Here is a 16,370-nt window from a genome sequence, read left to right on the forward strand (position 1 = left end):
TCACACCAGGTGAATACGTAGCGGTATTCGGTCATCTTGATCCGCAAGGGCACGCCGAGGCCGCATCAATCATTCGCCTAGGAGGGAACTACTCCACGGGAAGCTCTGTAATCTACCTCCAAGGAATCGTTTTGAGCCTAACCGACACAGGCATCGCACAAGTTGGCGAAGCCCGGGTTGATCTTGCGCAGGCCTACGGCGGCGATGGGATGTCAGTTCTAAAGCAGGATGATATCGTGGAGATCATGGGTTTCGAGGTGACTCGCCCAGATGCATCATCACTTCTTGTCGCTACCAGCGCAAGAAATGCGGGCGATGGCAGTGGCGTCCGCGGCATCACGGGCAGCGGCGTCCGCGGTATCACCGGCAGCGGCGTCCGCGGCATCACCGGCAGTGGCGTCCGCGGCATCACCGGCAGCGGCGTCCGCGGCATCACCGGCAGCGGCGTCCGCGGCATCACCGGCAGCGGTGTCCGCGGCATCACCGGCAGCGGCGTCCGCGGCATCACCGGCAGCGGTGTCCGCGGCATCACCGGCAGCGGTGTCCGCGGCATCACGGGCAGCGGCGTCCGCGGCATCACCGGCAGCGGCGTCCGCGGCATCACGGGCAGTGGCGTCCGTGGCGTCAGCGACAGCGACAGCGACAGCGACAGCGAAGGCTAGAAGGAACTCAGCTACCCTTAATGGGTCGTTGCTATTTTCGCCTGGGCAGTTAGTACATTAGCTAACTTGTGCTTCGTTAGCCTTTTTCTTCGTTCTCGAAGTAGTAGAGACCAACGCCTACATGATAATAGGGCCCCGCTTTTCGCTGTTTGCGGCCTGACCGCCACTGAAAACTAGTCAGATAGTCGTCAATCTGTCGACCAAATCCAGCCACAATTGCTGAAATGCTGTCCTTTACTAGTTTTACGTCGGAAGCTGCGATGCCACCCGTGTGTACGATCCTTTGAATGTGCGGTGACTTGATATTCTGCGGGTCTGCATTGAAGCAGATGGTTTCTGTGAGCCGCCGCAATCCGAATTGCAACCCTTCGATAAGTTTGCTGCTAGCTGAATCGGGTACGTATTCTCGTACGGCAGGAAGAAGCTTCCGTCCAAGCACAAAACGCAAAGCACCAGATCGACTAAGTTCGCGTTCGATCGTACGAGCGGGAATATCACCCGTGACAGATTTCACCAAAGTCACAAACGATTTAGGACCCGCAAATGCGAGCGCCTTTGGATACCCATTCGTATCTAAGTACGTAGTATCGGTATGCCAGCGATGTAGAACCTCTGCGGGAATATTGCGGTACGTTAGAGCGGATAACGAATTCTTCTTCAACTCAACACGAATACGGCTCACCTCCTTCCTTGACAGTCCCGTCATCACCGCCACGCGCGCAATGTTTGTTGGACGGTTTCGCACCCCGTAGTCTGCCGAGGCGGCCTCGACGAAAGCGCGCTTGGAAAGCCTGGCGAATTCGGTGTAACTGACACCACAGCGCAATAAGGTCCGGGCGAGTGGTAGCAGCACGCCCATCAGGACATTGCGAATCCGCTCCTGGGTTACATCTGCCTTCATTTCATTTCACCCTGTCGTCATCGACGAGCGCCAGGAATTCCGCTTCCGTAAGCACTGGCACATTCAGCTCCTCTGCCCGCTCCAACTTGGTGCCCGCATTTGCTCCACGGACAAGATAGGACGTCTTTGCCGACACCGTGCTGGTTACCTTGCCGCCGGCATCTCGAATTCGCTGGTGGGCCTGCTCGCGAGTCAGCGTAGAGAGCGTCCCCGTAACCACAAATGTCTCCCCTGCCAAAGCCCGGCTCTTGGTACCCGATACTTCAAGCTCGTTCGGCCAATGGACCCCGAGGCGGCGCAGGTCTGCAATCACCTCCTGGTTGTGGGGTTGCGCAAAGAATGCCCAAACTGCACCAGCAATTGCCGGACCCACATCCACAACTTCTTGCAGACTCTCCTCCGTAGCCTCGAATAAGGACTCCAAGGATTGGAAGTGCTGCGCCAGGGCGCTCGCAGTTGCCTCGCCAACCCCAGGAATCCCCATTGCAAACAGGAATTTGCCCAGAGTTGTACTGCGGCTTCCCGAGATGGAAGCCACGAGATTGGCGGCTGATTTCGCACCCATGCGCTCGAGGCCAGCAACCTGATCCATCCGCAGCCGGAACAGATCTGCTGGGCTGGCAACGAGTCCCGACTCGACCAACTGATCAACAAGCTTTTCCCCCAGGCCATCGATGTTCATGGCCCGCCGGGATGCGAAGTGGAGCAGTGCTTGCTTGCGCTGCGCAGAGCAAACGAGACCGCCGGAGCATCGAGCAATAGCCTCGCCTTCTGCGCGGATAATGTCTGATCCGCAAGCTGGACATCGACGAGGAAGCTGCACTGCTGCACTCCTCGCCGGACGTCGCTCAGGCACGACAGCGACAACCTCCGGAATGACATCACCGGCACGCCGAACGATTACCGTGTCCCCAACGCGCACATCCTTTCTTGAAAGCTCATCGAAATTGTGGAGTGTGGCATTGCTGACGGTGACGCCGCCTACAAGCACCGGCTTCAGGCGAGCCACAGGCGTTATAGCTCCGGTCCGTCCCACCTGAAACTCCACATTCTCGACTTCAGTCAGGACCTCCTCTGCAGGAAACTTGTGGGCGATGGCCCATCTTGGTGCACGTGATGAAGATCCCAGCCGGGACTGGAGCTGGACATCGTCCACTTTGTAGACGACACCATCGATGTCATATGGTAGTTGGCGCCGGTTCGCCGCCATCTTTCTGTAGTACGTCAGGCAACCATCAACACCGTGTACAACCTCACAGAGGTCATTCACGCGAAGACCCCATCCTTTCAACAGCGAAAGCAATGCGCTGTGGGACGGAGGCAGATAAATACCGCTAACCTCTCCGATCCCGTACGCATAAAACTCGAGCGGCCTCTCTGCAGCAAGCCGTGGATCCAGCTGCCTGAGACTTCCGGCGGCAGCATTCCTCGGGTTGGCAAAGGACTTCTCGCCACCAGCTTGAGCGCTGGCATTCAAGGCCTCAAAACCCTTCCTCGGCATGAAGATCTCGCCGCGGACTTCCAGGATGGCCGGGGTATCGACACCCCGAAGCCTCAGCGGGATTGACCGGACAGTGCGGACGCTGTGTGTCACATCCTCGCCCGTGGATCCATCACCCCGGGTCGCAGCACACTCCATGCGGCCGTGCTCGTACCTGAGGCTTATCGCAATTCCGTCCAGTTTCGGCTCTGCCGAGTAGCTGACCTCACCCTCTACGTGGAGGCGGTCACGGACGCGCCGATCGAAGGCAATGACTTCGGCGTCCCCGAATGCATTGTCCAGGGACAACATCGGGACTTCGTGCCGAATCGCTGAAAACTGCGGCGCAGCCTGTCCCCCGACACGTTGAGTCGGCGAGTCGGGAGTGATCAGATCGGGATACTTGTGTTCAAGGTCTGCGAGATCCCGCATCAGGGCGTCGTAGGCCAGATCCGGAATCGAAGGCTGATCCAGGACGTAATAGCGATAGTCATGCGCTTCAATTTCAGCCCGAAGACGCCTTGCCTGCTCACGAACTGCTGAAGGCAGCACAGCACGCCCTCCTCAGGATGCGTGCAGCTTGTGCTGCAACTGGATGACCTCCTCTCGCATGAACCGCTCGCGCTGGATGCTGAGGCGACTACCATGCTCGTCGAGCAGCTCACCTTCCAACGTGGTAGCTAGAGCGTGTGCGGTGGACAGCATGTCGTCAAATGCGGCCAGGACATCCTTCGGGCCCGGTATCGTCAGGAAAATACTGACCCCGTGATAGCGTGCGGCCGGCATGCTGGCCAGATCGAAGGAACCCGGCTCCGCCAGACTGGCTACACTAAATAGGCTCCGCCGCTCATCGGTGGAGTCATGACGATGAAATATCCCATACTGGCCATGCTGCAGGCCCGCCCCCATGAGCGCCAGAAGCAGTGCTTCGCCTCCAAATGGAGCCGATCCGCGCCCCGTAAGGCGCACGGTCAGGATTTTCTCAGGCACCTTGATCTCGCGGCCCGGTGGCTTCTCCATCTCCTGAAGTGGACCCTGGGCTTCTGTACCGACAACTTCTGCATCCTTGCTGTCAGCCGCAAGCTGGGGGATACGGCGACGCAGCAGGTCGGTCGCATTGAGTGCCTGCCCTCCGGCTGATTCCCTTCTCGATAGCCAGAAAACCAGCAGGAGAATCAGAACGCCGCCGACAGCGAGAAGCCAGCGAATCTCCGACACGAATCCTCCGGTCTAACTCGCAGCCAACTGAACCGCCGAATCAAGATCCACAGACACGAGGCGTGACACTCCAGGTTCATTCATTGTCACGCCGATCAACTGGTTCGCCATTTCCATCGTGGTCTTGTTGTGAGTGATCACGACAAACTGCACTCTCTGCGACATCTCCCGGACGATGTCACAGAAGCGCCCGACATTGGCTTCATCCAGGGGCGCATCTACCTCGTCCAGGAGGCAGAACGGCGCCGGATTCAACTCGAAGATTGAGAAAATCAACGCCACCGCGGTCAAGGCCTTCTCGCCACCCGATAGCAGATGAATATTGCTGTTGCGCTTGCCCGGCGGGCGCGCCATGACGGTCACTCCCGACGCCAGAATGTCCTCCCCCTCCAGACTGAGGTAGGCATGACCACCGCCAAACAGACGGGGAAATATCCGCTTCAGGCCCTGATTGATGCAATCAAAGGTCTCCTGAAACCGCGAGCGGGTCTCACGATCAATCTTCCGAATTGCCTGCTCCAGGGTTTCCAGTGCCGCCGTCAGGTCGTCATTCTGGGCATCCAAGTACGTCTTCCGCTCCGCCTGCTCTGTGTACTGCTCGATCGCAGCAAGGTTGATCGGTCCCAGGCGATCGATCCGGCGACGGACATCATCCAGGTCCTGTTGCCAGCGGCCACATTCGGCATCCACGGGTATTTCCTGCCGGACGACCGAGACGTCCGCGCCGGTCGCCGCAAAATCCTCCATTACCGATTCATGCCGAACTTCGGCCTCACGAACCTGGATTCGCAGGCTCTCTACGGCTTCACGTATGCGCTCAACCTCCTTTTCGGCCAGACCACGCCGGGATTCACCGTTCCTTACCGCAAACTCAACTTGCTCGAGCTCCTCGCGTCGTGCCACCAGTTCCCGATCAACGCCGAGCTGCTCTTCCAGGCAGATCCCAAGATCGCCCTGCAGTTTTGCAAGGTTCGGACCTGCCTGATCAATTTGTGCTGCAAGCCCAGCGATTCGCTCCTGAAGGTGATTCCTGTGTGCATTCACGCGATCCAGAGATGCGGAAATCGAGTCCCGTGATATGCGACGGCGCTCCATTTCGACGGCTTTGAGGGCCGCCTCGGAGCGCGTCCTCTCGGCAATGCCTTGGCATCCTGTGTATTGGCCCAGCAGCCTATCCTGCTCCAACTGAAACAGCGGGCGACGTTCTGCGAGCTCTTCGAGGCGGGACGTTGCTTCGCGGCCACGAGCCCGTGACGCCTCGAGCTGCATACCGAGACGGGCAATCTCGCTGTCCGTCAGATCAATGGTCCTTGCCAGGACTTCGCGGCGTTCGCGAACACGGTCCAGGTCTTGGCGCAGGTTCTCCAGGATTGCCAGTGCTTCGGCGTGATCCCGATTGGCTGCATTGAACTCCTGGGTCAGCTGGGCCCGGCTACCGGCAACCTCCGCCAGCCTGGCTCGGGCTGCTTCACGCCGGCCTTCAAGTTCCCGTATGTACCCCTGGCCGCTACTGACCATCGCCGTGAGATCACGGATCTGGTTTTCACGGGTCAGCACGCCTGCCTCGCCGCGCTGGCCGCGGCTCACGCGCACCCAGCCGTGCCCCAGCCAGATTCCATCAGGTGTAATCACTGATTGATGTGGTTCCGCCTGTCTCAGTGCATCAATCGCCTGATCGATTCCCTCGACTGCCAGCACATTGCGCAAGAGCGTGGATGCTTGTCCAGGATTCTGTACTCGTGTCAACAGAGTACCGGAACCGGCTCCGCCGTCGTCATTCCCCCGCTCTACCAGTAATACTTGCGTGTCCGGCAGGTGCCCGACATACGCCGCAAAGTCCTCGACGCATACAGCCTGGAGGAAGTCGCCAAGAACCGTCTCTACCGCTGGCATCCATTTCGGCTCGACCCGCAATTGCTGCGCAAGCCGCGACGCGCCCATCAGACCTTCTCTCGATAACCATGTCGACAGCAATGCGTCGTCATTGCGCAAGGCGGCATCCTGAACTGCCTTGAGTGCGCTCATCTGGCCAAGAGAAGAAGCAAGTTCGGATGTCGAGCGCTCGAGGTCGCGGCTAAGGCTCTGTTCGATACGGCGCAGCTCCTCCGTCTCAGTTTCAGCCTGGCGAATGCGCTCCTCGAGGTCCCGCGCACGCACATCGGACAGGTGCTCGGTATCAGCCTGCCCCTCCAGACGGGCATCCAGGTCCTCAAGAGCAAGACTCGCCAGCTCCTCTCGCTGCACATCCTGCTGTCGTCGTAACTGGTCCAGTTGCGCAGCCAGGTGCTCACATCGGGTTTGCTCAACCTGCGCCGCTTGCTGGACCTCCTTGACGTCAAGATTGAATTCCTGCCACTGGTCCTTCCACTGGTCGAGCGCCTGCTCTGCCTCCAAGAGTGAGGCTGATCCAGCGGATTCCGCCTGCTTCAAGAGGCCCAGCTCCGGCTCGAGCTGGCTGAGTATCGCGTCCAGTGAGGTCAGCTGAGCCCTATCACGACTGATCTCCTCTTCGATCTCGGCAACCTGCTGACTTGCCTGAGCCAGGTCTGACGCTTGACGGTCACGGATCTCCCGAACATGAGCCATGTTCTGCTCAAGACGTGATATTTCGCTCTGGATGCCGTAGTGGCGCGCTTGCGCCGAGCCATGATGCTCAGTCGCAACGGAATGCTGCTCACGCAGCTTCGCAATCTCGGCTTCGATATGCCTCTGTTCGGCGATTGCGGCTTCCAGCTCGGTCTGGCGACGTAGCAGTTCAGCTCGCGCGCCATCCAGCGCTCGCTCCAGTTCCGTAAGACGGAGCACAAGCAGCTCCGCTGAAAGGCGTCGCTCCTGGCCCTTCAGGTCCTTGTACCGCTCCGCAGCCTTCGCCTGGCGCTGGAGGTATTCAATCTGCTTCGTGATCTCTTCACGCAGGTCGCTTAGCCGAGCCAAGTTGTCACGCGTATGCTGGATTCGCGTCTCTGTTTCGCGACGTCGCTCCTTGTACTTGGATATCCCCGCCGCTTCCTCGATATAAGCTCGCATCTCTTCGGGCTTTGCATCAATCAGCCGCGAGACCATGCCTTGCTCGATTATCGCGTAGCTTCTCGATCCAAGCCCGGTACCGAGAAAGAGGTCGGTAATGTCCTTTCGACGGCAACGAGCGCCGTTTAGGAAGTAACTGGATGTCCCATCTCTGGATAGTGTCCGGCGCAGCGCAATTTCGCCGTACTGCGCATACTGCCCGCCAATTGAGCCATCCGAGTTGTCGAAGAAAAGTTCGATACTGGCAGTACCAACAGGCTTTCGTGACGATGACCCATTGAAGATAACGTCAGCCATCGAGTCGCCGCGCAAGTGCTTTGCGGACATTTCGCCCATGACCCAGCGGACAGCATCGATGACGTTTGACTTACCGCAGCCATTGGGACCCACGATGCCGACAAGATTTGTCGGCAACTGGAAAGCTGTTGGATCGACGAAGGACTTGAAGCCGGAGAGTTTGATCCTGCTCAGCCGCATCTGTGACGACTCCTGTTCGTCAAACGACACTCAGCCGAGCCGCGCGCAATTGCAGGCGCTCTGTTTGGACCTCGCACTGGACACCTCCGCCATGCCAAACCTGTAACCCATGCCTCTGAAGGACACGTGGCCAGCTTCCCCGAGCCATGGTTCGCGCAGGGCCGTAGTGTAAGGTAAAATTTGCTCGGCACACCAGCGCCACACAGGTTCCGGCATGATGAGCTCGCATCAGACGACAACCACACCGTCGCCAGCGTTGCTGGAAACCTTCAGCAACCCCAACGGCGAGCGCGATTATATCATCCGCATTCGCATACCCGAGTTCACCTGCTTGTGTCCGAAGACCGGGCAACCCGATTTCGCTGTCCTGACTCTGGACTATGTACCTGATCGCTACTGCGTCGAACTGAAGGCGCTGAAGCTCTACGTTTGGTCATTCCGGGACCAGGGTACATTCCATGAGGCGGTAACCAACCGGATTCTGGACGACCTGGTAACCGTCTTGGTCCCGCGCTACATGCGCCTGACTGCCGCGTTCAACGTCCGGGGTGGCATCTATACCACCATCGTGGCCGAACATCGGCAGCCCGGCTGGGTCGGGCCTGCCCCGGACCCATCCCTAGGTGCCTGAATTTCGCCCGGTTCCGCAGCCATGGCAAGGGCCCAAGGGCGGTATTCCACCACGTGGAGTCGTATGTATAATTCCGCGTTTCCTGAGAACCGGACGCATCGCGTATGGCCGCAAAGAAAAAGCGCTCCACCAGCACGAAAAGGGCGAAGACTACGGCTCGCAAGGGTGGCGTTGAGGGCAGGAAATCTGCTGCATCTGCCGCCAAGCGAGCAGGAGACAAGGCGTCTGCAAGTGTCAGGGCCAAGGACAGGCTCTCGAATCCGAAGGTAGGCCAAGCCGCTGCAAAGAAGGCCCTCGGCAAGCCCTCTGCTGGCCGCAAGGCAGCCGCTCAAACCAGTGTGCGACAGCCAGCCGCCAAGACTTCACAGAAGCGCACCGCGCCCCTCGTCCGCAAGCCTGATACAGGTCCTGTTCCCGGCAGCGTTGGGTTGATTCATGGCATTCCGCCTTATCAGCCCCGGGCTGGCGAAGCCTATATGAATGATCGCCAGCGGGAGCATTTCCGAAATATCCTTGCCGCCTGGAAGCGCGAATTGATGGAAGGCGTTGACCGGACCGTCCACCACATGCAGGACGAAGCCAGCAATTTCCCTGACCCCAACGATCGAGCAACCCAGGAGTCAGAGTTCGGACTGGAACTGCGCACGCGTGATCGGGAGCGCAAGCTTCTCAAGAAGATCGAAGCGGCCCTGGGGCGCATCGAGGATGGCACCTACGGGTATTGTGAGGAGACGGGAGAGGAAATCGGCCTGAGGCGCCTGGAGGCTCGTCCTGTCGCCACTCTGTCAGTCGAGGCACAGGAACGGCGTGAGGTGGCCGAGCGCCAGTATCGGGACCGTGAGGATGGCTTCTAGCCGCCTCCCCGAATGCGGCCCGAAGTCGCCAGATGCTGCTCCCAGAACGTGCGGTCAAGACTGATCTTCACTAAGAAGATAGCGTAAGCTATTGTTTATACGCTAATTACGATTAGCCTTCTCCAGAAGGCACTACGCAGCGAACTATCTGCCCTCCAGCTTTGTCCAAAGCTCCAGTTTGGCTGGCCGGATACCACCGGCAGTCTGGAAGAAGTGGACTCCAACGTCCAGAAGGGCAGCGAAATGAACGAATCCAGGCTTATCAGGAAGTACGTCAACCGTCGGCTTTACGACACAGCTGAAAGCCGCTATGTCAACCTAGAGGATCTCCGCCGCGTCATCAATGCTGGCAGTGATATCAAGGTCATAGATCAAGGCAGCGGCACGGACATTACCACCGCCGTATTACTCCAGATCATCGGCGAGGCCGAGCGGTCCGGAGCCCCGCTGTTGACAGCAGAGTTTCTCGCAGCGCTGATTCGTCTGTCCGGCAGGGAACGCGACCCTGGACTAGGCGCACGTCTACAGACAGCCCTGCGTGCTGCCCTGACAGACAACCGCGGGACGCGATTCCCTGCCGAGGCAGATGTCAGCCTGCTCTAGTAACGTTGTGGCTGCGCTGCGCAGCGTTCCGCTACGCCGCGTCAAGGTTGCGCATACTGAGGCGTATGCGGCCTTGACGGTCGACCTCGAGCACCTTGACGCGGACCACATCTCCTTCCTGCAGTCGATCGCTTACTCGCTCGACACGTTCGTCGGAAATTTGTGATATGTGCACCAAGCCGTCCCGACCCGGGAGAATCGTGACAAAGGCACCGAAATCCATGAGGCGGGCTACCCGCCCCTCGTAAATCTGGCCTACCTCGACATCAGCCGTAATCAACTCGACACGGCGCTGCGCTTCGCGACCAGATACTGCATCGACGGATGCAATCTTTACGGTCCCGTCGTTATCAATATCAATTGTCGTACCGGTTTCCTCTGTGATCGCCCGAATCACTGAACCGCCCTTGCCGATAACATCACGAATCTTTTCGGGGTCGATCTTGATGGTGATGATCGTCGGCGCCCATTCGGACATCTTCTGCCTTGGCGTATCCAGCACCTGACTCATCTGCGCAAGAATATGCAGACGCGCCTCGCGAGCCTGCTTCAGGGCGTCGCGCATGATGTCGGCGGTGATGCCGTCGATCTTGATATCCATCTGCAAAGCAGTGACACCCTTTGTGGTCCCTGCCACCTTGAAATCCATGTCTCCCAGGTGGTCTTCGTCGCCAAGGATGTCGGTTAGCACCTGATAGCGGTCACCCTCCTTCACGAGACCCATGGCTACGCCAGCCACCGGGGCGGAGGTTGGTACACCCGCATCCATCAGGGCCAAGCTGGCTCCACAAACTGAGGCCATCGAGCTGGACCCATTGGACTCCGTGACTTCAGATACCACGCGGACAACGTAGGGAAATTTGGCCATATCAGGCAGCACGGCAGAGATTGCCCGCCGCGCCAGGCGGCCATGGCCGATCTCGCGCCGCTTCGGCGAGGACATAAACGAAATCTCGCCTGTCGCATACGGCGGGAAATTGTAGTGGAGCATGAAACGGTCCCGATGTTCGCCGCTGAGCGCATCGATGATCTGAGCGTCGCGATCCGTGCCAAGCGTCGTAACTACAAGTGCCTGGGTCTCACCGCGGGTAAACAATGCCGACCCATGCGTGCGCGGCAGCACCCCTGTTCGAATGGTAATCGGCCGCACGGTGGTGTAATCCCGGCCATCAATGCGCGCCTCGCCCTTGATCACGCGTTCCCGCACGATCCGGCTCTCCAGCGCGGAAAACTCGTCGCCAACCTGTTCGGCACTCCACGTGGGCTTCTCACCCGCAGCCAGCAGCGCAACCGCCTGCGCCTTCAACTCGGCAACGCGATTGGAGCGCTTCTGCTTCTCCCGAATCTTGTACGCCTCGTCCAACTCCTTGCTCGACGATTCCTCCACAGCCTTGCGTAGCGCATGATCAATCTGGGGTGGCTTCCAGTCCCATGCAGGCTTCCCGCACTGCTTGACGAGATCCCTGATCGCGTCGATGGCGACCCGCAGGCGGTCATGTCCGAACATCACACCGTCGAGGACAACTTCCTCCGACAGGCACTTGATCTCGGATTCAACCATGAGGACCGCAGACGAAGTTCCGGCAACGACCAGGTCCATCTGTGACTTTTCCATCTGGCTCCTGGCGGGATTCAGCACATAGCGTCCATCGATGTATCCGACGCGGGCGCCGGCAATCGGGCCGCCAAACGGCACGCCAGCAAGCGCAAGGGCTGCCGATGCGCCGATCATCGCCGGAATATCCGGATCGACTTCAGGATTGATGGACACCACGGTAGCAATGACCTGGACCTCGTTGTAGAAGCCCTCAGGGAACAGTGGCCGTATCGGCCTGTCAATCAGTCGAGAAGTCAGGGTTTCCTTTTCACCAGGGCGACCTTCCCGCTTGAAGAAGCCGCCGGGTATGCGGCCGGCAGCGTAGGTTTTCTCCTGGTAATTGACAGTGAGCGGAAAGAAGTCGCGGTTCTCACTCGCGGACTTTTCCGCAACCGCGGTCACCAGCACCACTGTCTCCGCCATGCTAACCAGAACCGCACCGTCCGCCTGCCGGGCGATTTCACCGGTTTCCAGGGTGACCTCATGCTCCCCGTAGGGGAACGAAACTTTTTTTGCCGACAGCACTGTGTCCACCTGCCTTCAAGTAATCTGAAAAGGTACCGTCATCGCGCTTCGCGAAGCCGGCGTCGTCGGGATGAAAACTGACGAATCAGCGATCGGGACCCGATCGCTCAGCGGCGCAAGCCCAGCTTGTCGATCAGGATCTTGTACCGATCGCCATCGGTGTCCTTCAGATAGTCCAGCAACTTCCGCCGCTGGTTGACCATCTTCAAGAGCCCACGCCTGGAGTGATGATCCTTCTTGTGCTTTGCAAAATGGTCGGTCAGTTCGTTGATACGGGCCGACAGCAAAGCAACCTGTACCTCGGGTGACCCGGTATCTGCAGCACCGCGGCGGTTTTCTGAAATGACTTTGGACTTCTGCTCTGCCGACAGGGACATCAGCTACTGCTCCTTGAGAACTCTCGATTTTCTGATCTTGCCTGCTTAAAACCGGCCATATTGTACCCTTGGTCCGCCATCAGTTACAGCCTGCGGAGGGCCGAGGGGAGCTAATCGAGGCACGGACCAACCGGCGCGGCAGGATCCTGCCCTGCGAGTCTCGCTCGCCAACCCCCAAGAACTGGCTGCCCGGACCGTACAAGCGAACCAGGCTGTCTTTAGCGGGCCCGGGCGCATCAACCTCGTCCACGGCCTGACCTTGCCTGAGCCGTCCAGTCTCGGCAGGCCCCAAATGAACCTCCGGCAGGGCACCCAGCGCTGCGTCCATGGGCAGCAACAGTCGGTCCAGATCCCCTGGAGATTCCACCGCAACCCGCTCAAGGTGCTCAAGATCAATCATTGCCTGGCCAGAGAATGGCCAAATGCATATCCTGCGCAGCTCGGCCACATGGGCCACGGTTCCTGCCTTGCGCGCAATGTCCTCCACCAGGGTGCGAATGTAGGTGCCTTTACTGCATCGAACCCTGAGCACCGGCACATGGGGGTCGTATTCTTCGATAGCCAGGTCCCGTATGGTGATCTGGCGTGGCGCACGATCAACCGTGTGACCTGTTCTGGCCAGCCGATACAGGGGCCGCCCATTGAGCTTCAACGCGGAATGCATGGGCGGAATCTGCAGGCTGGTCCCGAGAAACAACCGAAGCACCACTTCGAGGCTCCTCCTTTCGACTGCCTCCACTCCCCTTGCTTGTGTCAGGCCCTCAGCGTCACCTGTTGAAGTCTCCAGGCCGAACGCCAGCTGAACCCGATACAGCTTCTCGGCGTCGAGAAGATGGCCGGCCATCTTCGTTCCATCACCCAGGCAGATCGGAAGCATTCCCGTCGCCAATGGGTCAAGGCTTCCCGTATGGCCGGCCTTGTGCGCATTGAACAGGGCCTTGACCCGCTGAAGCGCACGGTTTGACGACATGCCTGACGGCTTGTCCAGGAGAAGTATCCCGTCGACCAGCCGACGTGGCCGGTGGCGTGCCACGGTATCACTGGTCATGGTCAGCCTGATGCCCAGCATTTGACACCTGCTCGGTCTTGCCGGGTGAAGGCAGAGCCACAGCCTGCTCGATCAGCCGGTCCAGGGACTGCGCCTTGGCCAAGGCATCGTCATGCCGGAAGCGCAGCTCAGGCACTTTGCGTACGCGCAATTCCCGTGCGATTGCCGACCGCAGGAATCCATGTGCCGCGCGAAGACCGGCTTCAATTTCGTTTGGCGGCGCATCCCTGCCGAGAACCGCATAGAAGACGCGTGCCACTGACAGGTCACGTGATACCTCTACCTGGGTTATCGTGACCCCGATAAGCCTCGGATCCCTGATCCGTGCAGCCAGTGCCTCCCCCAGGATACGCTGGATTGCCTCCCCGACACGACGACTTCGCGGAAACTCTCTCGGCATGCTCAGATTCCCGCACTGCTGCCTGTTGATTCGGGTGTCAGCATGCTCACAAGGTTCTGGCTACCTCGATCCGCTCGAAGCACTCGATCTGGTCGCCAACCCTGACATCATGGTAATTGCGCACGCCGATACCGCATTCCGTTCCAGCACGGACTTCCGTCACATCGTCCTTGAATCGCCGCAGTGAATCGAGCTCACCCTCGAATATCACGACATTATCGCGCAGGACGCGCACAGGATTGCTGCGCTTCACATACCCATCGACCACCAGGCACCCGGCTACGCTACCGAACTTCGGCGACCGGAAGACATCCCGAACCTCCGCCAGCCCGACTATCTGGTCGCGTACTTCCGGAGCCAGCATGCCGGTCATTGCTGATCGCACGTCATCGATCGCCTGATAAATAATGCTGTAGTACCGAACGTCGACGCCTGTAGCCTTGATGGCATCTCGCGCCGCGCCATCTGCCCGGACATTGAAACCGATGATCGTGGCACCGGATGCCGCCGCCAGGTTGACATCCGATTCAGTGATGCCACCTACACTGCTGCCGATTACCTTGACCTGTACCTCGCTCGTAGCGAGTTTGGCCAGCGCATCGCGCAATGCCTCCGAGCTACCATGGACATCGGCCTTGATCAATAGCTGCACGGACTTCACGCCAGACTGCAGCTGGCTAAATACATCTTCAAGCTTGGAGGACTGCTGCTGGGCCAGTTTCGTATCCCTGGTTCGCGCCTTGCGCAAATCGGAAAGCTCGCGTGCCTGCCGCTCGTCAGGCAGAACCACGGCGTCATCTCCCGCTGCAGGAATTCCCGAGAGACCGAGCACCACAACGGGTGTTGATGCACCTGCCTCCTTGACGGGATTGGAAGCGGCATCGTACATGACACGCACGCGGCCGTACTCCTGACCCGCTAGCAGCACATCGCCCTGGCGCAGCAGTCCGCCAGTGACCAGCACCGTTGCCACGGCGCCGCGGCCCTTCTCCAGGCCAGATTCGATCACCACTCCAGTAGCCGGACCATCTCCCGGAGCAGCAAGATCCAGCAACTCGGCTTGCAACAACAGGGATTCCAGCAACTTGTCCACTCCCTCCCCGGTGCGGGCCGATACGTTCACAAATAACGTTTCACCACCCCACTCTTCGGGCACTACTCCCCGCTGAACGAGTTCGTTGCGAACGCGCTCCGGATCGGCGTCGGACTTGTCGATCTTGTTGATAGCCACGACAATGGGAACACCGGCGGCGCGGGCATGCTGGATCGCCTCTTCGGTTTGTGGCTTCACACCATCATCTGCCGCCACTACCAGGACCACAATGTCCGTCACCTTTGCGCCGCGAGCGCGCATCGCCGTGAACGCCTCGTGGCCTGGCGTATCGAGAAACGCAATCTGGCCATTCGGGGTTTCAATTCGATAAGCGCCGATATGTTGCGTAATTCCGCCCGCCTCGCCTGCAGCAACCTTGGTGCTGCGGATGAAATCCAGTAGCGAAGTCTTGCCGTGGTCGACATGACCCATGATCGTTACAACCGGAGGTCTGGACCGTAGCTCGCCGGCAGCACCGACCCTAGCGAGGATCTCCGCCTCGAGACCGCCGCTCTGGGCTGCCCTGGGTTCATGACCCATCTCTTCAACAACCAGAGTCGCCGTATCCTGGTCTATCACCTGATTGATGGTGGCCATGATACCGAGCTTCATCAGTACCTTAATGACCTCACTGCCCTTTACGGCCATCTTCTGCGCCAACTCGGAAACCTTGATGGATTCCGGAATCTCTACCGCACGCACCACCGGAGTCGTCGGCCGCTCGAATCCGTGGCGAGCGTCCACTGTGACTGCACCTCCGCGGCGGGTCGGGCGCTTCTTTTTTCTGCGGCTGCTGATGTCGCTGGCCACATGCAGCTCCTGCCGGCCATAGCGCGTTGACTTGTCATCAACCGGAGTACGCTCGGCTTCCCCGCCTGTCTTCGCCCAGCCGCGGGTATCTCCAGCCGCCCGCTCGCGCTCGCCAGTCTCTCGCTTCTTCGCCTCCTTCTGCCGGCGGGCTTCCTCCGCCGCCTTGGCTTCCTCCTCGGCCTTTAGGCGGGCCGCCTCCTGCTCGCGCGCCTCCCTCTCATGGCGCTCGCGCTCGACGCGCTCAAGCTCCGCACGCTCACGCCGCTCCTGCTCGAGGCGGGATTCCTCTTCCTCGCGGCGCTTTCGATCGACCTCTTCCTGCTGCTGCCGAGCCTCCTTCTCGAGTTCGTCACGCTTCACGTAGGTGCGCTTGCGTCGGATCTCGACGTTGACCGTCCGTGCCCTACCCTGATTGCTGGCCAGGCGAATCTCGCTTTGGGTGCGCCGTTTGAGCGTAATCTTCTTAGGCGCCCCGCCTGCTGCATTCTCCTCGCCATGACCATGGCTGCGGCGGAGATGAGTCAACAGCTCCATCTTGGCATCGTCGCTGATGACAGCGTCAGCGCCGCTGACGCTGATTCCCGCTTCATCAAGCTGCACCAGCAAGCGCTCGACGGGTACCTTCAGCACCTCGGCAAACTGGGCTACGGTCACATCCGACATGCGA

13 protein-coding genes are annotated in these 16,370 nt (G+C 59.5%); 3 read left to right on the plus strand and 10 right to left on the minus strand.

The genetic code is table 11. The features are described 5' to 3' along the window. Positions 1-193 precede the first annotated feature (193 nt). The 5 genes from HRU81_05595 to smc form a co-directional block, all read right to left on the minus strand. Positions 194-604 carry a hypothetical protein gene (locus HRU81_05595; protein QOJ31616.1) on the minus strand — a complete coding sequence of 137 codons (411 nt, stop codon included), beginning with the start codon at positions 602-604 and terminating at the stop codon, positions 194-196. Between the two features lie 134 nt (positions 605-738). Continuing rightward, entirely contained in the window at positions 739-1,563 is an 825-nt protein-coding gene (locus tag HRU81_05600) for a hypothetical protein (protein QOJ31617.1), read from the minus strand. Between the two features lies 1 nt (position 1,564). Then, positions 1,565-3,592 (minus strand): NAD-dependent DNA ligase LigA, encoded by a 2,028-nt coding sequence (gene ligA / locus HRU81_05605; GenBank protein ID QOJ33296.1) that lies wholly within the window; start codon positions 3,590-3,592, stop codon positions 1,565-1,567. Between the two features lie 15 nt (positions 3,593-3,607). Then, on the minus strand, positions 3,608-4,261 hold the full coding sequence (locus HRU81_05610; protein QOJ31618.1) for a cell division protein ZipA C-terminal FtsZ-binding domain-containing protein: 654 nt from the start codon (positions 4,259-4,261) through the stop codon (positions 3,608-3,610). Positions 4,262-4,273: 12 nt separating this feature from the next. Further along, positions 4,274-7,765: a chromosome segregation protein SMC gene (smc, locus tag HRU81_05615; protein QOJ31619.1), complete on the minus strand. Its 3,492-nt coding sequence runs from the start codon at positions 7,763-7,765 to the stop codon at positions 4,274-4,276. A 217-nt stretch (positions 7,766-7,982) separates the two neighbouring features. Between smc and queF the strand changes: the two genes are divergently transcribed. From queF to HRU81_05630, 3 genes are all read left to right on the plus strand, one after another. Next, on the plus strand, positions 7,983-8,396 hold the full coding sequence (gene queF / locus HRU81_05620; GenBank protein QOJ33297.1) for an NADPH-dependent 7-cyano-7-deazaguanine reductase QueF: 414 nt from the start codon (positions 7,983-7,985) through the stop codon (positions 8,394-8,396). A gap of 104 nt (positions 8,397-8,500) precedes the next feature. Further along, positions 8,501-9,250, plus strand: a complete 750-nt coding sequence (gene dksA, locus HRU81_05625; protein QOJ31620.1) for an RNA polymerase-binding protein DksA — start codon at positions 8,501-8,503, stop codon at positions 9,248-9,250. Positions 9,251-9,493: 243 nt separating this feature from the next. Continuing rightward, complete coding sequence (locus HRU81_05630; GenBank protein ID QOJ31621.1) at positions 9,494-9,853, plus strand: polyhydroxyalkanoate synthesis repressor PhaR; 360 nt, start codon at positions 9,494-9,496, stop codon at positions 9,851-9,853. 31 nt (positions 9,854-9,884) lie between these two features. On the opposite strand, the gene pnp is transcribed toward HRU81_05630, so the two are convergent. From pnp to infB, 5 genes are all read right to left on the minus strand, one after another. Further along, on the minus strand, positions 9,885-11,972 hold the full coding sequence (pnp, locus tag HRU81_05635; GenBank protein ID QOJ33298.1) for a polyribonucleotide nucleotidyltransferase: 2,088 nt from the start codon (positions 11,970-11,972) through the stop codon (positions 9,885-9,887). Between the two features lie 110 nt (positions 11,973-12,082). Further along, the gene (gene rpsO / locus HRU81_05640) at positions 12,083-12,352 is read right to left on the minus strand and encodes a 30S ribosomal protein S15 (protein ID QOJ31622.1); all 270 of its coding nucleotides are present in this window, start codon (positions 12,350-12,352) and stop codon (positions 12,083-12,085) included. A 79-nt stretch (positions 12,353-12,431) separates the two neighbouring features. Further along, a complete protein-coding gene (gene truB / locus HRU81_05645) occupies positions 12,432-13,400 on the minus strand; it encodes a tRNA pseudouridine(55) synthase TruB (protein QOJ33299.1) in 969 nt (322 codons plus the stop codon). Beyond that, positions 13,390-13,800, minus strand: coding sequence for a 30S ribosome-binding factor RbfA (rbfA, locus tag HRU81_05650; protein ID QOJ31623.1), 411 nt, complete (start codon positions 13,798-13,800; stop codon positions 13,390-13,392). The genes truB and rbfA overlap by 11 nt, the downstream gene beginning before the upstream one ends. 46 nt (positions 13,801-13,846) lie before the next feature. Further along, positions 13,847-16,366, minus strand: a complete 2,520-nt coding sequence (gene infB / locus HRU81_05655) for a translation initiation factor IF-2 (protein QOJ31624.1) — start codon at positions 16,364-16,366, stop codon at positions 13,847-13,849. Positions 16,367-16,370: the final 4 nt, after the last annotated feature.

This window comes from Gammaproteobacteria bacterium (genome assembly GCA_015709695.1).
Classification (GTDB): domain Bacteria; phylum Pseudomonadota; class Gammaproteobacteria; order Steroidobacterales.